The 20,575-nt window shown below is 66.1% G+C and carries 28 protein-coding genes; 24 read left to right on the top strand and 4 right to left on the bottom strand.

What is annotated here, in order from left to right:
- The first annotated feature begins 163 nt into the window (after nucleotides 1-163).
- The 3 genes from J2W78_RS18020 (at nucleotide 164) to J2W78_RS18025 (ending at nucleotide 1,393) form a co-directional block, all read left to right on the top strand.
- On the top strand, nucleotides 164-412 hold the full coding sequence (locus J2W78_RS18020) for a hypothetical protein (RefSeq protein ID WP_253372737.1): 249 nt from the start codon (nucleotides 164-166) through the stop codon (nucleotides 410-412).
- A 47-nt stretch (nucleotides 413-459) separates the two neighbouring features.
- Nucleotides 460-588 carry a hypothetical protein gene (locus J2W78_RS24775; RefSeq protein ID WP_301288606.1) on the top strand — a complete coding sequence of 43 codons (129 nt, stop codon included), beginning with the start codon at nucleotides 460-462 and terminating at the stop codon, nucleotides 586-588.
- Nucleotides 589-952: 364 nt separating this feature from the next.
- A complete protein-coding gene (locus J2W78_RS18025; protein ID WP_253372739.1) occupies nucleotides 953-1,393 on the top strand; it encodes a hypothetical protein in 441 nt (146 codons plus the stop codon).
- A gap of 62 nt (nucleotides 1,394-1,455) precedes the next feature.
- On the opposite strand, the gene J2W78_RS18030 is transcribed toward J2W78_RS18025, so the two are convergent.
- The 3 genes from J2W78_RS18030 to J2W78_RS18040 all read right to left on the bottom strand — a co-directional run bounded on the left by J2W78_RS18030 (nucleotide 1,456) and on the right by J2W78_RS18040 (nucleotide 4,337).
- Nucleotides 1,456-2,526, bottom strand: coding sequence for a phosphatase PAP2 family protein (locus tag J2W78_RS18030; protein WP_253372741.1), 1,071 nt, complete (start codon nucleotides 2,524-2,526; stop codon nucleotides 1,456-1,458).
- A 90-nt stretch (nucleotides 2,527-2,616) separates the two neighbouring features.
- The gene (locus tag J2W78_RS18035; protein ID WP_253372743.1) at nucleotides 2,617-3,864 is read right to left on the bottom strand and encodes a GGDEF domain-containing protein; all 1,248 of its coding nucleotides are present in this window, start codon (nucleotides 3,862-3,864) and stop codon (nucleotides 2,617-2,619) included.
- A 95-nt stretch (nucleotides 3,865-3,959) separates the two neighbouring features.
- A complete protein-coding gene (locus J2W78_RS18040) occupies nucleotides 3,960-4,337 on the bottom strand; it encodes a hypothetical protein (protein ID WP_253372745.1) in 378 nt (125 codons plus the stop codon).
- A 635-nt stretch (nucleotides 4,338-4,972) separates the two neighbouring features.
- Here J2W78_RS18040 and J2W78_RS18045 point away from each other — a divergent pair.
- The 21 genes from J2W78_RS18045 (at nucleotide 4,973) to J2W78_RS18145 (ending at nucleotide 18,330) form a co-directional block, all read left to right on the top strand.
- A complete protein-coding gene (locus J2W78_RS18045; protein ID WP_253372747.1) occupies nucleotides 4,973-5,512 on the top strand; it encodes a thermonuclease family protein in 540 nt (179 codons plus the stop codon).
- Between the two features lie 305 nt (nucleotides 5,513-5,817).
- A complete protein-coding gene (locus J2W78_RS18050; RefSeq protein ID WP_253372749.1) occupies nucleotides 5,818-6,099 on the top strand; it encodes a hypothetical protein in 282 nt (93 codons plus the stop codon).
- A 353-nt stretch (nucleotides 6,100-6,452) separates the two neighbouring features.
- A complete protein-coding gene (rplN, locus tag J2W78_RS18055; RefSeq protein WP_012253654.1) occupies nucleotides 6,453-6,821 on the top strand; it encodes a 50S ribosomal protein L14 in 369 nt (122 codons plus the stop codon).
- Nucleotides 6,821-7,135 (top strand): 50S ribosomal protein L24, encoded by a 315-nt coding sequence (rplX, locus tag J2W78_RS18060; RefSeq protein ID WP_253372751.1) that lies wholly within the window; start codon nucleotides 6,821-6,823, stop codon nucleotides 7,133-7,135. Before rplN ends, rplX begins: the two co-directional genes overlap by 1 nt.
- Entirely contained in the window at nucleotides 7,128-7,694 is a 567-nt protein-coding gene (rplE, locus tag J2W78_RS18065; protein ID WP_003597142.1) for a 50S ribosomal protein L5, read from the top strand. Before rplX ends, rplE begins: the two co-directional genes overlap by 8 nt.
- Nucleotides 7,695-7,736: 42 nt before the next feature.
- Entirely contained in the window at nucleotides 7,737-8,042 is a 306-nt protein-coding gene (gene rpsN / locus J2W78_RS18070; protein WP_003597141.1) for a 30S ribosomal protein S14, read from the top strand.
- Nucleotides 8,043-8,054: 12 nt separating this feature from the next.
- Complete coding sequence (gene rpsH / locus J2W78_RS18075) at nucleotides 8,055-8,450, top strand: 30S ribosomal protein S8 (protein WP_003597138.1); 396 nt, start codon at nucleotides 8,055-8,057, stop codon at nucleotides 8,448-8,450.
- 16 nt (nucleotides 8,451-8,466) lie between these two features.
- Nucleotides 8,467-9,000 carry a 50S ribosomal protein L6 gene (rplF, locus tag J2W78_RS18080; protein WP_253372753.1) on the top strand — a complete coding sequence of 178 codons (534 nt, stop codon included), beginning with the start codon at nucleotides 8,467-8,469 and terminating at the stop codon, nucleotides 8,998-9,000.
- Between the two features lie 11 nt (nucleotides 9,001-9,011).
- Complete coding sequence (rplR, locus tag J2W78_RS18085) at nucleotides 9,012-9,374, top strand: 50S ribosomal protein L18 (protein ID WP_253372755.1); 363 nt, start codon at nucleotides 9,012-9,014, stop codon at nucleotides 9,372-9,374.
- Between the two features lie 90 nt (nucleotides 9,375-9,464).
- A complete protein-coding gene (rpsE, locus tag J2W78_RS18090; RefSeq protein WP_012253652.1) occupies nucleotides 9,465-10,043 on the top strand; it encodes a 30S ribosomal protein S5 in 579 nt (192 codons plus the stop codon).
- An 11-nt stretch (nucleotides 10,044-10,054) separates the two neighbouring features.
- On the top strand, nucleotides 10,055-10,249 hold the full coding sequence (rpmD, locus tag J2W78_RS18095) for a 50S ribosomal protein L30 (RefSeq protein ID WP_012253651.1): 195 nt from the start codon (nucleotides 10,055-10,057) through the stop codon (nucleotides 10,247-10,249).
- 13 nt (nucleotides 10,250-10,262) lie between these two features.
- Nucleotides 10,263-10,772, top strand: a complete 510-nt coding sequence (gene rplO, locus J2W78_RS18100; RefSeq protein ID WP_253372757.1) for a 50S ribosomal protein L15 — start codon at nucleotides 10,263-10,265, stop codon at nucleotides 10,770-10,772.
- A 114-nt stretch (nucleotides 10,773-10,886) separates the two neighbouring features.
- Nucleotides 10,887-12,230 (top strand): preprotein translocase subunit SecY, encoded by a 1,344-nt coding sequence (gene secY / locus J2W78_RS18105; protein WP_056198873.1) that lies wholly within the window; start codon nucleotides 10,887-10,889, stop codon nucleotides 12,228-12,230.
- A gap of 155 nt (nucleotides 12,231-12,385) precedes the next feature.
- On the top strand, nucleotides 12,386-12,988 hold the full coding sequence (locus J2W78_RS18110) for an adenylate kinase (protein ID WP_253372759.1): 603 nt from the start codon (nucleotides 12,386-12,388) through the stop codon (nucleotides 12,986-12,988).
- Between the two features lie 303 nt (nucleotides 12,989-13,291).
- Nucleotides 13,292-13,660 (top strand): 30S ribosomal protein S13, encoded by a 369-nt coding sequence (rpsM, locus tag J2W78_RS18115; RefSeq protein ID WP_003597120.1) that lies wholly within the window; start codon nucleotides 13,292-13,294, stop codon nucleotides 13,658-13,660.
- A gap of 170 nt (nucleotides 13,661-13,830) precedes the next feature.
- Nucleotides 13,831-14,220 carry a 30S ribosomal protein S11 gene (gene rpsK / locus J2W78_RS18120; RefSeq protein WP_003597118.1) on the top strand — a complete coding sequence of 130 codons (390 nt, stop codon included), beginning with the start codon at nucleotides 13,831-13,833 and terminating at the stop codon, nucleotides 14,218-14,220.
- Nucleotides 14,221-14,257: 37 nt separating this feature from the next.
- A complete protein-coding gene (locus J2W78_RS18125; RefSeq protein WP_253372761.1) occupies nucleotides 14,258-15,139 on the top strand; it encodes an MBL fold metallo-hydrolase in 882 nt (293 codons plus the stop codon).
- A gap of 98 nt (nucleotides 15,140-15,237) precedes the next feature.
- A complete protein-coding gene (locus tag J2W78_RS18130) occupies nucleotides 15,238-16,257 on the top strand; it encodes a DNA-directed RNA polymerase subunit alpha (RefSeq protein WP_003597114.1) in 1,020 nt (339 codons plus the stop codon).
- A gap of 200 nt (nucleotides 16,258-16,457) precedes the next feature.
- Nucleotides 16,458-16,874 carry a 50S ribosomal protein L17 gene (rplQ, locus tag J2W78_RS18135; RefSeq protein WP_147018254.1) on the top strand — a complete coding sequence of 139 codons (417 nt, stop codon included), beginning with the start codon at nucleotides 16,458-16,460 and terminating at the stop codon, nucleotides 16,872-16,874.
- Nucleotides 16,875-17,160: 286 nt separating this feature from the next.
- The gene (locus J2W78_RS18140) at nucleotides 17,161-17,625 is read left to right on the top strand and encodes a MarR family winged helix-turn-helix transcriptional regulator (protein ID WP_253372763.1); all 465 of its coding nucleotides are present in this window, start codon (nucleotides 17,161-17,163) and stop codon (nucleotides 17,623-17,625) included.
- A 246-nt stretch (nucleotides 17,626-17,871) separates the two neighbouring features.
- On the top strand, nucleotides 17,872-18,330 hold the full coding sequence (locus tag J2W78_RS18145) for an NUDIX hydrolase (protein WP_253372765.1): 459 nt from the start codon (nucleotides 17,872-17,874) through the stop codon (nucleotides 18,328-18,330).
- A 219-nt stretch (nucleotides 18,331-18,549) separates the two neighbouring features.
- Here the strand turns inward: J2W78_RS18145 and J2W78_RS18150 are convergent, their stop codons facing one another.
- Complete coding sequence (locus J2W78_RS18150; protein ID WP_253372767.1) at nucleotides 18,550-19,941, bottom strand: AAA family ATPase; 1,392 nt, start codon at nucleotides 19,939-19,941, stop codon at nucleotides 18,550-18,552.
- Nucleotides 19,942-20,575: the final 634 nt, after the last annotated feature.

Raw genomic sequence — 20,575 nt, forward strand, 5'->3', positions numbered from 1 at the left:
CGCCGTAAAACTCAGGACTTCGGCAAATTTTTTCGGCGGCTCACACAGGACTATCTTTATGTGCCTCAAAAGCGCAGGATGATCTCACCATCGGAAGAGCAATCCTCAGGCTCCGATGGCTGAGGACATATGTGTCCCCGCCTGGATCACACAGGCGGAGATCATGACCAATCTTATTCAAATGAGCGAACACGGCGGCGCGTCGTCGTCCTATCGTCTCTATGATGTCGGAAGCACCGGTGCCGAAGGGCCCGGACGCTTTATTCGCGCCAGGACCGACCCCGAAGCGAAGGCGCATGCCTTGGCGCTCCTCAACGATCATCCCATCGAACTTTGGGACAGGACGCGCTTCATCGCTCGCTACTGGCCGGGAAATCTTCCGATGGCGGTCTCGGTGAAGGCTTCTCACTAGCCGCGGCACGCCTTTCTACCGCACGTGAACCCGAAGGAGCCATCGACATGGCCACCGAGAAGAAACGCGGCAACCGCGAAACGAAGAAGCCGAAGAAGTCGGCCACGAAGGTGATCGCGGCTGCGCCCTCCACCAAGAACCTCGTCTCCGCGGCTGTGAAATCCGCCGGCCGCTGATCTTTCGATCCACACGCTATGGTACGTCCCCAGAGGACGAAGGCGTGTGGTCTGTCTGCTCGATATTGGACTCCGGCGATCCAACACGTTGGTGTCGCGAGACCATCGTCCTGGATATCGGATCCAGGACGATGGCCTATCCCCTTGTTTGTGCATCGTCTTTTTCCGAAAGCCGGCGACCACCTTTCGGGACGAAGCTTTAGAGCCGTATTCGACCTGATTGCATCAGGCCGGCGTCTCTCGATTCTTGTTTTGAAGCGCATTCTTTCGACGAACCGGTTTCCACTTCGCCGGAATGCGCTCTCCACAGCGCTCGGCCCATCCGGGCTCGACGCGGCCGGTCAAGCTATGCAAGCCTTGGCCGGTGTCGATCACCAAGCCCGAACTTTCCGCGTTGCTTGCCAGCGCGCATCGCGTGCCGGAGCGTGAGCGCATCGCGGGGTTCCTGCGCGACCCAGCGACTGAGATCATCGATAACCCGTTCTCGGCCACCCGGGCCGCTGCGGCGCGCAACATCTGGGCCGGCCGGAGTTTCGACTTCCGCGTCATGGGCGTCGAGGCCGCCGGCCTGTCGGATCTGCTGAGCGCGCTGGCCGAACTTCCGGCCTCGGAACCGCTCGTCGAGGAAGTCGCCCGCTCCGGTCCGCACACCGCGTCGATCGTGCTGAGTGGAGACCGCAGCCGCATCGTCGGCGTGGCCCTCTACGGCAGGCCCGGCACCGCGCTCCCACGCTTCGTCGCACGCCGCCCCCGCCGCCGCGCCGCGGCCTCGACCCAGCTCGACCTGTTCGCCGATGCGGGATGAGGCGCCTACGCTCCCGCAGCTTCGCTGAAAGCCGGTTCGCCCGCCCGATCCCGGCCGAAGCGTCAACCCGTCATCCGCGGACGCGGGAGCGGCCCAACTCCTCTGCCCGGCAACGTTTTGCGCGAGAACCCCGCGCCTGCGAGCGAGAACGGTCGCCGGAACCGGTGAGCGGCCACCAGGACGACTCCCATCAGCGTCCCGGCCAGCACGTCCGGCCCGTAGTGTCCGCCCGCGCCGAGCGTGGCGACGATGATCGCGGCGTTGAGGAGAAGCGCGAGCGGTCCGATCACCGGCACCGGGGCGAGCGCCCAGGCGGTGAGGACCGCGAGGCAGGCGTGGAACGAGGGGAAGGTGACGAGGCCGCGGATCTCCGAGAGCGCGATCGTCGGCAGCGTTCCGTCGCGCAGGGCATACAGCGCGTCGAGATGCCAGAGGGCTCCGACCGTTTCGAGATGCCCCTGCGGATAGGCGTTCGGCTCGTAATAGGCGTAGGGCCCGATCGCGGGAAACAAGGCCGAGACCGCGATGGAGGCGAGCAGCGCGAGGCTGAACAGGCGGGCATAGGCCCAGAGCCGCGCGACCCGTGACACCGCACTCAAGGCGATGACGACGAGCCCAACCTGAGGCCCGCTGGAATGGTAGGCCAGCGCCAGCCACCAGGACAGGTGCGGATGCGCGGCAAGACCGTCGACCCAGCCGCGCCAATCGAAGCCCATGGCCGCCTCGACCCGCGCGAGGGCGGGATCGGCGAACGGCAGCGCCAGGGTGGCTCCCAGATAATGCAGCACAGCCGCCGCCGTGGTGAAGGCGGCCAGATAGGCGCTCGACAGGGCCATGGCCCGCAGCTTGGGCTCCGGCTTGACGGCACTGAACAGGAGGGCAAGCCCGAGCAGGACGGTCACCGAACCGAGCACCGCAAACAGGCCGGTCCAAGCGACACCGATCCCGACGATCGCAAGCCAGAGGGCGTCGAGGAGAGTCAGGACGCCGACGAGGGCCCAGAACCAGGGGCCGGGCGCCGCGAGTCCCGCACTCAGCCGTCGGAGACGCGGGCCGTCCGATGCGTCGCACGGTGTGTCGGCCCGCGCGTCAGCCTTGCGTAAGCCGGCCCATCGTTCCTCGTCGAGCAGCATCCGTCGGTCGTTCCTCTCACCCGGCAACATTCGGCCGGCCCCGGACGGGAAGACGCAGCAGCGCGCGTTTTGTTCGGCTGGCCAGCGAGTTCAGGCGGAGGGGATGCTGGCGCGAGCCTCGGCGCCGGCCTGCCGGTTCGCGTTCGCGGCGGGCATGAAACTCTCGACCCGGTTGCGGCCCTCGTTCTTGGCCGCATAAAGCGCGAAATCGGCAGCCTTCAACAGGTCGCAGGCCTGAATGCCGAAATCGCGCGTCCGCCCCCGCGCGGCGGTGGTGCCGACGCTCACGGTGACCGGCGTCCCTGCAGGCAGGCCGGGATGGCGGATGGCGAGATCCGTGACGGCCGCGCGGATCGCCTCACCGGCCGCCCGCGCCGCGGACGGTTCGGCGTCCGGCAACAGGGCCACGAACTCCTCCCCGCCGTAGCGTGCGGCCAGACCGCCACGGGCCGCGATGGAGGCCTGTAGCGCCCCCGCCACCGCCACAAGGCAAAGGTCCCCCTCCGCGTGCCCGGCGGTGTCGTTCAGGAGCTTGAAATGATCGAGGTCGATGAGGATGACGCCGAGCCACGCATCCCGCTCGCCGGCGAGGGCCCATGCCGCCTCCAGGCGCTCCGAGAAGTGGCGACGGTTGGACAGGGCCGTGAGCGAGTCGGTTTCCGAGAGCGTCGTGAGGCGCGCATTGGCGCGGGCGAGCGCCTCGCCCTGAAGCTTCACCCGTAAGCCGATGAGGAAGGTTTTCCGGGCCTCCCATTCCCGTGAGTAGCAGAGCTTCAGCGGCACTAGGATCAGCCCGGAAACCAGCAGGGGCAGGCCGTTGCGCTCCGCGTTGCACAGTCCGAACGCCAGAACGAGGCCGCCATAGAGGGCAAACGAGGCACCGCAGAACCACAGGCAGTGCCGGAACGGCATCGGCGCGATCAGCCCCACCACCAGCGGAACGATGGTGGCGATGATGATGTAGACGTCGGCATGCGGGGCGGGCGCGAGACGGGCGCTGTTGAGGACGACGACGATATCGACGAGCGCCGTGGCGAGGACGGCCGCGGAGATCCGCACCATCGTCGGCCGTCCCCGCAGGGAGACGATCGCCGCCAGCGCCACCGGGCAGAAGACGCCGAGCGTCATGGCCAGGGGCACGACGAACCCCTCAGGACCAAAGACTTCGCGGTCCATGACAAGGGAAAGGACGTTGAACAGGGTGAAGACAGCGAGCCAGGACTGCACGTAGCGTCCGCACTGCCGGTCGGTCTCGGCACGGTACTGCGCTTCGAGCGCGTCCGGAAACTTGAGCCGGTACCAGGGGCGGCTCAGGCCGGCTTCGATCGGCTGTAGCATCGATGCGCCAAGTCAAGCCTCTGCTGCGCAAGTGTTAGCGTACCGGAACGCGATTTCTCAATGCTTAATGCCGGCCTGGGAGGAGACGGCCGGCTTCATCCGGGCGGCGATGACACTGGGTCCCCCGCAGCTCCGTAGCCGCGCTTGGCCGCTTCCCGGTTGACGATGCCGAAGCGGAGGACCGTCTCCTCCAGGTAATCGACCGCCCTGACGAGTTGGCGGCGCGCCCGGTCCCACTCCTCCGCGTCGGCATCGCCGGAGGTCTCGGCCAGGGTGACGGAGGCGATCAGCACACGGTCGCGCTCATCCTCGATCCGCCGGTCGCGCTCGACATGGCCCCGCACGTCGGCATCAAAGGATGCGATGACCGCCCAGGGGAAGTCGTCCTTCCGTCCACGCGCCGGAAAGGCGGCCGCGAGCCGCCGGGCCTCACCGGCCGCCCCGCGCACGAGATCCGCCAAGCTCACCGCCATCGTCCGACCCTCCTCGCCCTGAGGTCGGCACGACGCCTCACCCCTGCTCGGGCAAACGTCTGCCGCGACGATCCCGTTCGCCGGCAAGGATACGGGTCGCGTCCCGACGCACCGTCTGGATCGCGCATCCTCTCCGCGTGCCGGCATCCGATGCTTGGCGGACAGCAAGCAGCGCGGAATGGGACCGCCCTCTACGCTTGCCTCTACGCTTGCGCCCGCCGAACGGTTTGGGGGCATCGCCGCCCGGTGGGCGCAAGCGACCGGGAGGCGAGCCTACCAGCGCGGCAAGGATAGGGCCGGCGTGCCGTTCCGACAGGGGGCAGCCGGCATGCGCGTTGGCGAGTGCGTCGGAACGGCCGTTCTTGGTTAAGAAACCTGAAACGGGACCTGCGGCGACGGGCGCGGCACCGGCATGTCGCCGCGGCATGCTACCGGCCACGAAAAGGGCATAAGCCATGCTTTAGGTCGTCCGACGGACGCTCGCTCCCCTGTCGAAGCCCTTCGGGGCGGGAGGGATCGGGCATTTCGTCCATCACGTGAGCGACAGACACGTGAGCGTCTTCGGCAGAGCAATCGCCGACGCCTCCTCAGGGGATTCCTCCGCGAGCAGAGCGTCGAAAACCCATGGTATTTCGATGAGACGAACGGGATTTCTCGGTCTTAGCGTCATCGTCCTCGCCGCATTCGGCGTCGGAGACATCGGCGCGGGCCATGCCAGCGAAAGCGTGAGCGGTCGGCCGCGGATCCTGAACGGCGATACGCTGGTCGTCAGCGGACGTGTCGTCGGCCTCTACGGCGTGGCGGCACCTGGACTCAAACAGTCCTGCCTCAACGCCAAGGGCCACGGCTATGCCTGCGGCGCCCACTCGGCCAACGCGCTGGCCGCCCACCTGAAGGATGCCACCGTCACCTGCCAGATCCGCGAAACGGACAGTTACGGCCGCGCGCTCTCCGTCTGCCATCGTGACAAGGAAGACCTGAGCGCCTGGATGGCGGAGAAGGGCCTCGCCATGGCCGAGCGCAACCAGCGGGCCGCTTATGTCGGTGCCGAGACGGTTGCCTGGGGCAAGCGTCTCGGCCTGTGGGCGGGCTCCTTCGAGGATCCGACCGGACGGCCGCGGACGAACTACTCGAAGGCCAACACCGTGGCCGACGCTCACCCCGAGACGCACTGAAAAGAGCCGCCGATTCGCCCCCGAAGCGGGACGGCTTCGGCGCGGCGCCTGGACCGGTCCGGTTGCAGGCATGGGCCGACAACGGTGTGCATCCGCACGGAAGCGGTGGCCGCCCGGTCGCTGCGCCGCTTGCGACCGGCTCGGTCCGGTGCCACCTAGGTGTCTCCGGGCGCGCGGACGGTGCGGCGGGCGCGTGGCCTCGGTGATATCCCCGAGGGACCCCCTTTCAGCCTCGTCCTCCGCGCAGAGCTGCGGCCTCGTGTCCGCACGTTCCGGCGGCCCGCGCCAGGGAGTGATAAGAAGTCATGCGTTGCCCGATCGCCGTCTCCGCCTTCCTGCTTTCCGGCTTCTTGCTCTCCGCTCCCGTCCTCGCTCAGGACGCGGGTAACCATCGGCTCACTCCGACCGGCCGTACCGTCACCGCGACCGGACAGACCAAGCCGCCGCCGCCGGCGCTGACACAGGGCGACATCTCGCCCGTCTCCCAGGAACAGATGCTCAAGGCCCAGCGCGCCGCGCAGGCGCGCGACAAGGCTTGGGACGCCAAGATGAACAAGACCATGGGCTCGATCTGCAAGGGCTGCTGACCGGCCCGGCTCGATCCCTGAGGGACGGCGAAGGACGACGGTCCGGCCGCATTTCGACGACACCGGCGCTCAGCCGTAAAATCCTTCGTGCGCCCCTCCCTCCAGCGGTCGGCCGGCGCGAATTCACCCGGCTCAGGCTTGCACAGCGCACGCGTCCGTAGTATCGGGCACGCCTTCGCGACAGTCCTTGGGGTGCTCGCATCCCTTCGTACGCGGTGACCGCGCCGGCGCTCCAACGCCGATAGCGCGGTCTCTTACATGAGCCGGGGACTTCAAATCCCCATCAGGCGTCGTCCGCCGGGCAATACCGTCCGTGTGCGGAAACCCGCCTGAAACAAGGAAAGGTCACTCCCGTGATCCAGATGCAGACGAATCTGGACGTCGCCGACAATTCGGGTGCGCGCCGCGTGATGTGCATCAAGGTACTCGGCGGGTCGAAGCGCAAGTATGCCGGCGTCGGCGACATCATCGTCGTCTCCGTCAAGGAGGCGATCCCGCGCGGCCGCGTGAAGAAGGGCGACGTCATGAAGGCGGTCGTCGTGCGCACCGCCAAGGACGTGAAGCGCGCCGATGGTTCGGTGATCCGCTTCGACAAGAACGCCGCCGTTCTGATCAACAATCAGAAGGAGCCGGTCGGCACCCGTATCTTCGGACCGGTGCCGCGCGAGCTGCGCGCGCGCAACCACATGAAGATCATCTCGCTCGCTCCTGAGGTGCTGTGATGGCCGCCAAGATCAAGAAGGGCGACACGGTCGTCGTTCTCACCGGTCGCGACGCGGGTCGCTCCGGCGAGGTCACCCAGGTCATGCCGAAAGACGGCAAGGCCTTCGTGCGCGGGATCAACCTGGTCAAGAAGCACCAGAAGCAGACCCAGAACGAAGAGGGCGGCATCATCTCCAAGGAGGCTGCGATCCAGCTCTCCAACCTCGCGTTCCAGGACGTGAACGGCAAGCCGACCCGCGTGGGTTTCCGCATCCTCGAAGACGGCCGCAAGGTCCGCTTCGCCAAGACCACGGGGGATCAGATCGATGGCTGAGGCCGACAAGAACGCCTACATCCCGCGTCTGCGTAAGCATTACGACGAGGTTGTGCGGCAGAAGCTGATCGAGCAGTTCGGGTACGCGAACCCGATGCAGGTCCCGCAGATCGAGAAGATCGTCATCAACATGGGCGTCGGCGAGTCCACCGCGGATTCGAAGAAGGCCACCGTTGCGGCGGGCGACCTCGCGCTCATCGCCGGCCAGAAGCCGGTCATCACCCGCGCCCGCAAGGCGATCGCGACCTTCAAGGTCCGCGAAGGCATGCCGATCGGCTGCAAGGTGACCCTGCGCAAGGCCCGCATGTACGAGTTCATGGATCGTCTCGTCACGATCGCGCTGCCGCGCGTCCGCGACTTCCGCGGCCTGAACCCGCGTTCCTTCGACGGCCGTGGCAACTACGCCATGGGCCTCAAGGAGCACCTCGTGTTCCCGGAAATCTCCTACGACAAGGCGGAGCAGACCTGGGGCATGGACATCGTCGTCCAGACGAGCGCCACCACGGACGAAGAGGCCAAGGCTCTCCTCGCCCATTTCAAGTTCCCGTTCCGGCAGTAAGCGACGGCTTTCGTCGCTTAGACGCGGACACTGGAGAAAGACATGGCTAAGAAAAGCTCAGTCGAGAAGAACAACCACCGCAAGGATCTGGTGAAGCGCTTCGCCGAGAAGCGCAAAGCCCTCCTCGCCATCGCCAACGACGAGTCCCGCGAGATGGAGGAGCGCTTCGAGGCGCGCCTGAAGCTCGCGGAACTGCCCCGCAACTCGTCGGCCACCCGCATCCGCAACCGCTGCGAGATGACCGGCCGTCCGCGGGCCTACTACCGCAAGCTCGGCATCTCACGCGTGGCTCTGCGCGAGCTCGGCAACCGGGGCCTCATCCCCGGCCTCGTGAAGTCCAGCTGGTAAGGGGAGGCATCCATGGTGAACGATCCCGTGGGTGATATGCTCACCCGCATCCGCAACGGCCAGAGCCGTCGCCGCAACGTCGTCCAGACCCCCGGCTCGCGCTTGCGCGCCTCGGTTCTCGACGTGCTGAAGTCCGAGGGCTACATCCGCGATTACGCGGTGCAGGACCTCGGCAACGGCCGCACCGAGTTCCAGATCGAACTCAAGTACTACGACGGTCGCCCGGTCATCCGGGAGATCAAGCGGGTGTCGAAGCCCGGCCGCCGTGTCTACTCGTCGGTTGGCGAGTTGCCGCGCGTCGCCGACGGCCTCGGCGTCACCATCATCTCGACCCCGCAGGGCGTCATGGCCGATCACGTTGCGCGCGAGCGTAACGTCGGCGGTGAAGTGCTCTGCAAGGTGTTCTGATCCGGAGGACAGCGACATGTCTCGCGTAGGCAAGAAGCCCGTCCCCGTCCCGTCTGGCGTCACCGCCACGGTCACGGGTCAGACGGTGAAGATGAAGGGCTCGAAGGGCGAACTCCAGTTCGTCGTCCCGTCCCAGGTGGTCGTCGAGTTCAAGGACGGCGCCGTCTCGGTGCAGCCCAAGGACCAGTCGAAGCAGGCCCGTTCCCTATGGGGCACCTCGCGCGCCCAGGTGGCGAACCTCGTCGAGGGCGTCTCCAAGGGCTTCGAGAAAAAGCTGGAGATCACGGGCGTCGGTTACCGCGCCGCGATGGCCGGCAAGGCGCTCAAGCTCTCGCTCGGCTACAGCCACGACATCGAATACGAGATCCCGGCCGGCATCACCATCGTGACGCCCAAGCCCACGGAAATCGTGGTGTCGGGCATCGACCGGCAGCGCGTCGGTCAGGTGGCGGCGGAGATTCGCGAGTATCGCGGTCCCGAGCCCTATAAGGGCAAGGGCGTGAAGTACGCTGGCGAATTCATCTTCCGCAAGGAAGGCAAGAAGAAGTAAGGGGGGCGATCATGTCGAACAAGAACGAAGCCCTCCTGCGTCGCAAGGCGCGGGTCCGTCGGGCCCTCAAAGCTGCCGCCAACGGCCGTCCGCGGTTGTCGGTGTTCCGCTCGTCCAAGCAGATCTACGTCCAGGTCATCGACGACGCCGCGGGCCGCACGCTCGCTTCCGCGTCGAGCCTGGAGAAGGATCTCAAGGCCAGCCTCAAGACCGGTGCCGACAAGGCGGCGGCCGAGGCGGTCGGCAAGCTCGTCGCCGAGCGGGCCAAGGCTGCGGGCGTCACCAAGGTCGTCTTCGACCGCTCGGGCTACATCTTCCACGGTCGCGTCAAGGCTCTCGCCGACGCCGCCCGTGAGGGTGGCCTGGACTTCTAAGACGCCGCGTTCCCTCCCCCTCGTGGGGAGGGGACCCATCGAGCGAGCGGGTCTTTGCGATCCGCGTCAGTGAGATCATAGGAATCAGATATGGCACGTGAACGCGAGGGTCGTCGCCGCGACGACCGCGAGGAGCGCGACAGCGAGTTCGTGGACAAGCTCGTCCACATCAACCGCGTCGCCAAGGTGGTGAAGGGTGGCCGTCGCTTCGGCTTCGCGGCGCTCGTCGTCGTCGGCGACCAGAAGGGCCGCGTCGGCTTCGGCCACGGCAAGGCCCGTGAGGTGCCGGAGGCGATCCGCAAGGCAACCGAAGCCGCCAAGCGCGGTCTGATCCGGGTGTCGCTGCGCGAGGGCCGCACCCTGCACCACGACGTCAACGGCCGCCACGGCGCCGGTAAGGTGATTCTCCGCGCTGCTCCGCAGGGCACGGGCATCATCGCCGGCGGCCCGATGCGCGCCGTGTTCGAGACGCTCGGCATGCAGGACGTCGTCGCCAAGTCGCTCGGCTCGTCCAACCCCTACAACCTCGTGCGCGCCACCTTCGACGCGCTCAAGAACGAGGACAGCCCGCGCTCGGTCGCGGCCCGTCGCGGTCTCAAGGTGTCGGCCCTCCAGGCCCGTCGCCGTGACGCCGACCCGGCCGACACCTCCGAAGCGGCCGTCGCGTAAGGGAGGGCAGCATGGCAACCAAGACTGTCCGCATCGAGCAGATCGGCTCGCCGATCCGCCGCGAAGCCTCCCAGCGTGCGACGCTGGTCGGCCTCAAGCTGAACAAGCTGCACCGCGTTTCCGAGCTGGAGGACACTCCCTCGGTGCGCGGAATGATCCGCAAGGTCGCGCACCTCGTGCGCGTCCTCGACGACGCCGCGGCGTGAGGAGGGCTTACCCATGAAGCTCAACGAGATCCGCGACAACGAAGGCGCGACCAAGAACCGGATGCGCGTCGGCCGGGGCATCGGCTCCGGCAAGGGCAAGACAGCCGGCCGCGGCGTGAAGGGTCAGAAGGCCCGGACCGGCGTGTCCATCAAAGGCTTCGAGGGCGGCCAGATGCCGTTGCATCGTCGCCTGCCCAAGCGCGGCTTCAACAACATCCACGCCCATGACCTGAACGAGGTGAACCTCGGCCGGGTGCAGCAGGCGGTGGATGCCGGCAAGCTCGACGCGAACGCTGCCGTCACGGTCGATGCGCTGGTCAAGGCCGGCATCATCGCTCGCGCCCGCGACGGCGTGAAGCTGCTCGGTGTCGGCGAGCTGACCGCCAAGCTCAGCTTCGAGGTCACCCGCGCCTCCAAGTCGGCCATCGAGGCCGTCGAGAAGGCCGGCGGTTCGGTGACCACGACCTTCGCTGCCGGCGTCGCCCATCGCGGCGCGGCGGAAGGCGCGGTTGCGTCGGCCTGACGCCACGATTAAGTCGAACGCCGAAGCGGCGGCCCGTGCTCGCACGCGGCCGCCGCTTTCGCTTTCAGGGACCGTTCGAGACGCGTCCCGACGGCAATTCCTGGGATACGAGACATGGCCTCAGCCGCCGAACAGCTTGCCGCGAACCTGAATTTCGGCGCCATCGCCAAGGCCGACGAGCTTAAGAAGCGCATCTGGTTCACCCTGGGCGCGCTCATCGTCTTCCGGCTCGGCACCTACATCCCGATCCCGGGCATCGATCCCGAGCAATTCGCGCGGAACTTCCAGAACCAAGCCGGCGGCGTGCTCGGCATGTTCAACATGTTCTCCGGCGGTGCCGTCGAGCGCATGGCGGTCTTCGCGCTCAACATCATGCCCTACATCTCGGCCTCGATCATCGTTCAGCTCCTCACCTCGGTCGTGCCGACACTGGAGGCGCTGAAGAAGGAGGGCGAATCGGGCCGCAAGGTCATCAACCAGTACACCCGCTACCTCACGGTGGTGCTGGCGCTGGTCCAGTCCTGGGGCATCGCCTTCGGCCTTCAGGGCTCGAATGCGGTCATTACGCCCGGCCCGTTCTTCATCCTCTCCACCGTCGTGACGCTGACCGGCGGCACGCTGTTCCTGATGTGGATCGGCGAGCAGATCACCTCGCGCGGCATCGGTAACGGATCCTCGCTCATCATCTTCGCCGGCATCGTCGCCCACCTGCCGGCCTCGATCTTCGGCGCGCTCGAACTGACCCGCACCGGCGCGCTCTCGCCCGCCATCCTGCTCGGTGCCGGCCTCGCGGCGGTCGCGCTGATCTACTTCATCGTGTTCATGGAGCGCGCCCAGCGCCGGCTCCTGATCAACTACCCCAAGCGCCAGGTCGGCAACCGCATGTACGAGGGCCAGTCCTCGTTCCTGCCGCTCAAGCTCAACACCTCGGGCGTGATCCCCCCGATCTTCGCCTCGTCGCTGCTGCTGCTGCCGACGACGGTGGCGAGCTTCTCGGCCAACCAGGGCTCGACCGGCATCCTCGGTACGCTGACGGCCTATCTCGGCCATGGCCGGCCGCTCTACATGGTTGCCTATGCCGGCCTGATCATCTTCTTCACGTTCTTCTACACGGCGATCGTCTTCAATCCGCAGGAGACGGCCGACAACCTGAAGAAGCAGGGCGGCTTCATCCCTGGCATCCGTCCGGGCGAACGGACCGCGGCCTTCATCGACAAGGTGCTGACGCGCATCACGGTGATCGGTGCGGCCTACCTCACCTTCGTCTGCCTCGTGCCGGAAATCGTCGCCTCCTACACCTCGGCGGCGCTCGGCTTCGGCGGAACCTCGCTGCTGATCGTGGTCTCGGTCACCATGGACACGGTGGCGCAGATCCACGGGCACCTGATGGCGCATCAGTACGAGGGCCTCGTGAAGAAGGCGAAGCTGCGCGGCGCCTCCACGACGCGCCGCCGCTGAGGCGCCCCGAGACGCCCTCTTCGACAAAGGTTTGGTGGACGCGCAGTCCGGAATTGCGCATCACAGCGATATAACGACGGCGCGGCCTCAGGAAGGTGGGCGCGCCGCCCATGAAGAACGAGCCCGGCGCCGGGCCTTGAGGACGGGGAGACGCTATGCGGATCATTCTGCTCGGACCGCCGGGTGCGGGGAAGGGTACGCAGTCCGAGCGTATCGTGGAGCGCTATCGCGTTCCGCAGCTTTCGACAGGCGACATGCTGCGCGCCGCCGTCGACGCCGAGACGCCGGTGGGACTGGAAGCGAAGGCGATCATGGAGAGCGGTGGCCTCGTGTCCGATGCGATCGTGGTCGGCATCGTCGCCGACCGCATCGAAGAAGCCGACGCCAAGAACGGCTTCATCCTCGACGGCTTTCCCCGCACGGTCGAGCAGGCCAAGGCCCTGGACGCCATGCTGGCGGAGAAGGGCATCGCTCTCGACGCGGTGGTGGAATTCGTCGTCGACGAGACCGCCCTCGTCGGCCGCATCGCCAAGCGCGCCGAGGAGACCGCCGCCCGCGGCCAGCCGGTGCGCAAGGACGACACGCCGGAGGTCTTCAAGACCCGGCTCGACGCTTACCGGAAGCAGACCGCGCCCCTCTCCGATTACTATGCCGGCACCGGGCTGCTGCGGAAGATCGACGGCATGAAGCCGATCGATACGGTGACCGGGGATGTGACCAGCCTTCTCGATGGATTCCGCGAGACGGCCTCTTCCTGAGACGCCGCCGCGGCGCAGAGTTTGCAGCCCGCCTCCGTTCCGACGGGGCGGGCTTTTTCATGCGTCGCCGAGGGTCCGGCGAGGCGTGGAGCGCAATCCGGTTTTCAAAGCGTTGACAAGCCGTCCGTCCCGCGCTAGGCGGACCCCCTTCGTCCAAGCGGGATGTGGTTCGGGGCGCCTCATAGAGCGCGCTTTCGGGCCGATTTGTCGTTCTGGGCGGCGCGCAGGGGCCGGCCTCCACCGGACGCGCGCTTTCATCCGCCGAGGCGTGGCCGACCGGGTCCGCCACATGGAGAGAACATCTTGGCTCGTATCGCCGGCGTCAACATCCCGACCGCCAAGCGCGTCGTCATCGCGCTCCAGTACATCCACGGCATCGGCCCGAAGAAGGCCGAGGAGATCACCGAGAAGGTCGGCATCCCGGCCGAGCGTCGCGTGAACCAGCTCACCGACGCCGAGGTGCTTCAGATCCGCGAAGCCATCGACCGCGACTACATCGTCGAGGGCGACCTGCGCCGCGAAGTCTCGATGAACATCAAGCGCCTGATGGATCTCGGTTGCTACCGCGGCCTGCGCCACCGCAAGCAGCTCCCGGTCCGCGGCCAGCGCACCCACACCAACGCCCGCACCCGCAAGGGCAAGGCGAAGCCGATCGCCGGCAAGAAGAAGTAATTTTTTGGCATTCGGAGGCCGTGCCTCGCTCGGTCTCCTTCGCGTCGCGCCGGGTGTCCCGTTTCGGGGGCCGGTGTGGCGGACCGGTCGTCCAAGGCCGCGCCGCCAAATCCCAAAAGAATCCCGAGCGCCTGGAAGTACGGGCGTGATTGAAGGACGAAAGCGAAAAGATGGCTAAGGAACCGACCCGCGTCCGCCGGCGCGAACGCAAGAACATCGTCTCGGGCGTGGCGCATGTCGCCGCCTCGTTCAACAACACGATGATCACCATCACCGATGCGCAGGGCAACACGATCTCGTGGTCGTCGGCCGGCGCGATGGGCTTCAAGGGCTCGCGCAAGTCGACCCCGTACGCCGCCCAGGTCGCGGCCGAGGACGCGGCCCGCAAGGCCTCCGAGCATGGCATGCGCACCCTCGAGGTCGAGGTCTCCGGCCCCGGTTCGGGCCGTGAGTCGGCTTTGCGCGCGCTTCAGGCCGCGGGCTTCACCGTGACCTCGATCCGCGACGTCACCTCGATCCCCCACAACGGCTGCCGGCCGCGCAAGCGCCGCCGCGTCTGATCGCACGACACCGGAGCATCCCCGAGCGGAGAAGCCCATGGCGGACGGATCGAAGCCTCTACCCGGCGCGCTGCGTTGGAACCTCGGCGACCTCACGGTCACCGCGCTCAACGACGGCTGGTTTCAAGGCTCCCTCGATCTTGTCACGGGCATTCCGCAGGACGAGGCCGGCGCGCTCCAGCGCGCCGGCTTCCGCCCGGAGGCTCCGATCGTCACGCTGAACGCGTTCCTCGTCACCGGTGCCGGCCGCAAGCCGGTGCTGATCGATTCCGGGTATGGCCATTTCGGCCCCGAGACCATGGGCCGGGTTCCCGCCGCCCTCGCGCTCGCCGGCGTCGCGCCGGAGGAGATCGAGACCGTGCTCCTGACCCATCTCCATCCTGACCATGCGGGCGGGCTGGTGAAGGAGGATGGCAGCGCGGCCTACCCGAACGCGGAACTCGTCATCCATGCAGCGGAAGCCGCGCACTGGCTTCCCGATGCGGCACTGTCGCGGGCGCCGGACGAGGCGAAGCCGTATTTCGAGAACGCCCGCAAGGCGGTGGCACCCTACGGTGCCCGGCTGCGCAAGCACGAGGGCGGCGAGCTGGTGTCCGGCATCACCGCCGCTCCCCTACCCGGTCATACGCCCGGCCATTGCGGCATGCGGATCGTATCAGGGGACAAGTCCCTGCTGATGTGGACCGACGTGGTGCATATGCCGGCGATCCAGTTCAAGCAGCCGGAGGCGGGCGTCGCCTTCGATGTGGATGGGGATCAGGCCCGGGCGACCCGCAAGCGTGTGCTCGACGAGGTGGCGACGGAGAGAACCCTCATCGCCGGCTCGCATCTCGAGTTTCCGGCGCTGGGATACGTGGCCCGCGATGGCGCGGGCTACAGCTTCGTTCCCGCCCTCTGGGTGGCGGGCGAGAAGCCCTGAATTTTTTGGGACCGGTCCAGATGCTCCCAGAGCAATCCAGGGCCGGCCGTAGCGCTTTCCGGGACGCCGGCGGCGCGGGTTTGGCAAGAGGTAGGACCGTGGTCATTCAGAAGAACTGGCAAGAGCTCATCAAGCCGAACAAGCTGCAGGTGACGGCCGGCGACGATCCCAAGCGGGTCGCCACCGTCGTGGCCGAGCCGCTCGAGCGCGGCTTCGGCACGACGCTCGGCAACAGCCTGCGCCGCGTGCTGCTCTCCTCGCTTCAGGGCGCTGCGGTCACCTCCGTCCAGATCGACGGCGTGCTGCATGAGTTCTCGTCGATCCCCGGCGTGCGTGAGGACGTGACCGACATCGTCCTCAACATCAAGACCATTGCCATCCGCTCGCAGACGGATCAGCCCAAGCGCATGACCCTGCGCAAGACGGGCCCCGGCCTTGTCACCGCGGGTGATATCGGCGCCGTCGGCGACATCCAGATTCTGAACCCCGACCTCGTGATCTGCACCCTGGACGACGGGGCCGAGATCCGCATGGAGTTCACGGTCGCTACCGGCAAGGGCTACGTCCCGGCGGAGCGCAATCGCCCCGAGGATGCGCCGATCGGCCTGATCCCGGTTGATGCGCTCTACTCGCCGGTGACCAAGGTCAGCTACCGCGTCGAGACCACCCGCGAGGGGCAGGATCTCGACAAGGACAAGCTGACGATGACGCTCGAGACCAACGGTGCCGTGTCGCCGGAGGATGCGCTGGCCTACGCCGCCCGCATCATCCAGGACCAGCTCCAGGTCTTCGTGAACTTCGAGGAGCCCCGGAAGGAAGAGGCCGCGCCGCTCGCGCCGCAGCTCCCCTTCAACCCGGCGCTGCTCAAGAAGGTCGACGAGCTCGAGCTGTCGGTCCGTTCGGCGAACTGCCTGAAGAACGACAACATCGTCTATATCGGCGACCTCATCCAGAAGTCGGAGGGCGAGATGTTGCGCACCCCGAACTTCGGCCGCAAGTCGCTGAACGAGATCAAGGAAGTGCTGGCCGGCATGGGCCTGCACCTCGGCATGGACGTTCCCGGCTGGCCGCCGGAGAACATTGAGGATCTCGCCAAGCGCTTCGAAGAGCACTACTGAGGCGAGGCCGCCTCGGGCCGAACTGGGCGGCGCTTCACGGCGCCGCTTGTCCGGCCGCCTCGACCTCCCGCCCCAGCAAAGCCGGGGCGGACACTCCCCAAGGAATCCCGCCGCAGGGTTACGCGGATTTTCTGAAAACAGCCCTAGGGCACTCGGCCGTACCGTGGCACGGCGGCCGTGACTGAGAAGGACCAGCCACCATGCGTCACGGCTATCGCGGTCGCCGCTTCAATCGCACCACCGAGCATCGTAAGGCGATGTTCGCCAACATGTCCGCCGCGCTGATCAAGCACGAGCAGATCGTCACCACTCTGCCGAAGGCCAAGGATCTGCGTCCGGTCATCGAGAAGCTGATCTCGCTCGGCCGTACCGACAGCATCCATGCCCGCCGCCTCGCCATGGCCCAGATCCGCGACGCGGACATGGTCAAGAAGCTCTTCTCGGTGCTCGGCCCGCGCTACCAGTCGCGTCCGGGCGGCTACTGCCGCATCATGAAAGCCGGCTTCCGCTACGGCGACAACGCGCCGATGGCCGTCATCGAGTTCGTGGATCGTGACGTCGACGCCCGCGGCAAGGATTCCGGCCCGACTTCGGTCGAGACCGCCGACGCCGCCTGAGTTCGGCTCCCGCGCTGCGGGGGAACGTGTGACACAATGATCGGTGCGAAAGGCGGCCCTACGGCCGCCTTTTTGCGTGTTCGACCAAGAGAGATAAGAACGAGTGTCCGAACCGGCGGTGGAGAAAGCGCCGGGAGGTCGGAACTGGGACAATTGTGCATGTGCCTTGCCGGGTTGCATCCGCTATCGTCAGGGAGCGCCGCAGGGACGAGGATCACCGGCAGGTTGGCGCCCCTTCCCCGGTGCGGCAGGCTGGAAGGCGTTGTCGAACGGCAGGATGTGAACCGTGAATGCTCCCAATGAGAGCGCAGAGGTACTGAGGGATCCGCTGCTGCTGGACAATCAGCTTTGCTACGCGCTCTACGCCGCGGCCCACCGGATGACGAAATCCTATCGGCCGATGCTGGAACGGATGGGGCTGACCTACCCGCAGTATCTCGTGCTCCTCGTGCTTTGGGAGAACGACGGCATCACCGTCTCCGAGATCGGCCGTCGCCTGCGCCTCGATTCCGGCACACTGACACCGGTGCTCAAGCGCCTGGAGACGAGTGGACTGCTGAACCGGAGCCGCCGTCAGTCCGACGAGCGCGAGGTCGAGATCGCCCTCACCGATCAGGGCCGGGCCCTCCGCTCGGAGGCGATCACGGTCAGACAGTCCGTGATGTGCCAGCTCAATATGTCGGAGCCGGAAATTCAGGCGATGCGGGCCGACTTGAATGCGCTCATCGAGAACCTCTCGACGGCGAGCTGATCCGCCCTCGCGCGGGTCGGTCTCACTTCCTTTTGCCGGATAAATTTCGATTGAGTCGCGCCCCACGATTCCGCTAGTGACCCCCTGTCGCTCATCACCTGGATGCGACGGCAGCTTCGATCGCAGCGACGTGCCTTCCCGTCATCAATCCTTCAAGCAAGTTTGCCCTTGTCTGCTCCCGCTCGGGACAGGCCTGGCGGCAGACGCTGCGCGCGAACCGTGCGGGCCGCAGGGCGTTTCAGCAGAATGACGGCCGGCCCGATCGAGAGCAGCCGCGAAGCGCGGCCCCAGGTCGGCGTGCTGCCGATGCGCCGGACACCGGAAGGTGGCACGGAGATTCTGCTCGTCACCTCGCGCGAGACCCGCCGCTGGATCATCCCGAAGGGCTGGCCGATGAAGGGGCGCAAGCCCTTCGAGGCGGCGGCGCAGGAGGCCTATGAGGAGGCCGGTATCGTCGGACGCGTCGGCAAGCGGCCGATCGGCTTCTATCTCTACGAGAAGCGCCTCAAGAACCGTGACGCGGTTCTCTGCCAAGTGAAGGTGTTTCCTCTGGAAGTGCGCAAGCAGCTTAAGAAGTTTCCCGAACGCGGCCAGCGTGAAGCCCGCTGGTTCACGCCCTCCGAGGCCGCCGACATGGTGATCGAGGCCGGCCTCGCCGGTCTCATCCGCGCCGCCGGAAACCGCGATCCGAAGCGGAAGGGCTGATCGCAGACCGACGGAGGGGAGTGGCTTGAGTTCTATGCGAACGACAGCCTTTCACGCCGCGTCCAGGCGTTGGCGGAACGGCGCCATCGATGCCGACCGCACCATTCCCGTCTTCTGTTCGTCGACTCACGTCAGCGGCCGACAGGCGAGCGCCGAGCTGTCGTTGCTTCAGCCGGTATCTGACGGAGCCATACCGGCTCTCGTTAGCCGAGAGCGACTCTAGAGATCATCACCACAGCCGTCGAAGGGGGGCGCCTGCTTTCCTGCACGCTCGGATACGCTGGACGCCAGGCCGACGATTCGGCGACCGATGCGGGTGCGGCTGCTGACGGCCTCGCCGAGGACGGATTCGACGGTCGCCACCGTAACTCGGTTGCCCGATCCGGCGGTGATCGCGGCTTGCGCGAGGCGGCGGACCATCTCCTTCATGAAAGCGGCGCTCGCTCCTTCCGAGCGGGTGACGATGGCATTGATCGCCCCATCCTCGAAATTGAGAGCCTTTCCGTAGAGGCTGACAAGCCGCGTGCGGCAGGCCGCGTCCGGGTTCCCGATCTCGATCGCCTCGTCCACGCGACCCGGGCGTGAGGCCAGAGCCTCCTCGATCTCCTCGGGCCGATTGGTGGTGAGGATGAACAGCACATCGGCGTCGTCGCGAAGGCCATCCATTTCGTTGAGAAGACGGTTAAGGAGCACCTCTGTGTTGGGGCTGTTCATGCTCTCGCGGGAGCGGCCGACCAAATCGACATCCTCGAGCACGACAATGCTGGGCTGGAGCGTCCGGGCGAGCAACATGTAGCGGCCGAGCATCTTGATCTGCTCGGCGGTAATCAAGATCGCCGTTCGTGCCGGCAGGTTCGAAGCGATGTAGCGGATGATGTGGGTTTTGCCGGTACCCGGCGGACCGTAGAGGAGGATGCCCTTCCGGGTGGATTGGCCCAGCCGTTTTAGATCCTCCCTGTGCCGGTCAAACTCGAAGACGTGCCGGTCGAGGCGTTTCATCGCATCCGCGTCCAGGATGACCGCCTCACGCGGGATGCGGGGCAATCTGTGAACCTGCATCGCTGCGCGCATGCCGGAACTGTCGGTGGCGGCTTCGAACGAGAGAACCTTACCGCGGTAAAGCGTTGACCGTGCTCCCGCCGCTTGGATCTCTGCGAGGAAACCGGCTGCGAATTGTAGCGATACCGGATCCGGCATCGTGGCGATCTCGACCTGTGAAAATTTCGATCTCACAGAGTAATCGATGTAACTGGAGAGGAGGATCGCGACGGGGCGGCCTTCTACCTGGAAAAGCCAAAGGCCATTATTCAGAGCCGCGAACGGATCCTCTTCCCCCACATCCACGTCTTGATACTGGAGCGGCGTAATCGAGATCCGATACTCGCCGCTCCGAACGAGAAGGCCGGAAATCGTGAGAGCGATGTGCTCGTGAAATTGGTGGACCCCGAACAGCCTCGGCTTATGGGGGGTAAGTTGCGCCGTGATCGCGATTTGGACATCCGGCAAAAGATGGTCGCCGAACTGCCGGCGTGAACTCGTAATGCCGTTGATCTGCTCGGCGCCGAAATGTGCGACGAGGGCTTCCCAGGCTTGGTCGAAGTTGCCTGACATTCCTGCGCTCCTTCAGGAGCCGCTGCATCCTCGCAGGACCCCTCGGAGAGATTGTCGATCGAACGACGATAAACAACACGAAATTATCTTATAAATTCGATCATTCTCAACGTAGATTATCAACACACTGAACCACTCAAAATACAAATTTAAATAGGGCTCCCGTACATTATTTCAAGATCTTGGGCTGTATTTCGATACGCCGAAATGTATTGCTCTATCGTTCGGATGAGGGCCGACACATGTTTCAAGGCCTTCGCGCCACCTCCCCGAAGTGAAGCAGCTCCTTGGGTGCTCGAGACCTCGGCCGTCTGCGCGAATGGCGCCTCACCGCTTCGCGCTCGGCCGAGCTCTGGCCCAAGACGATCAGCGACGTTCGGCGGGTCACACCGCAAAAAACTGTGCCGGCGTTGAGAGCACGGCGCCCCATCGGAGCGGTTCCGCCCAAGCCACAAGCATACGGCTACCGTTGCGGTATGGCCTCCGGATCAGGGTTTCAGCCTCAACAAGAATGAGAAGCCGACCAGCGCGGGCCCTGACCATCGTCGCCGGGGAAGCCGCCGCGGACATTCAAAACCGGTTTCCTATTTCAAGCGGATCAACGAAAACGGGCGCGGAGCTCTCGCTCCACGCC

It is taken from the genome of Methylorubrum extorquens, from assembly GCF_024169925.1.
Lineage (GTDB): Bacteria > Pseudomonadota > Alphaproteobacteria > Rhizobiales > Beijerinckiaceae > Methylobacterium > Methylobacterium extorquens_A.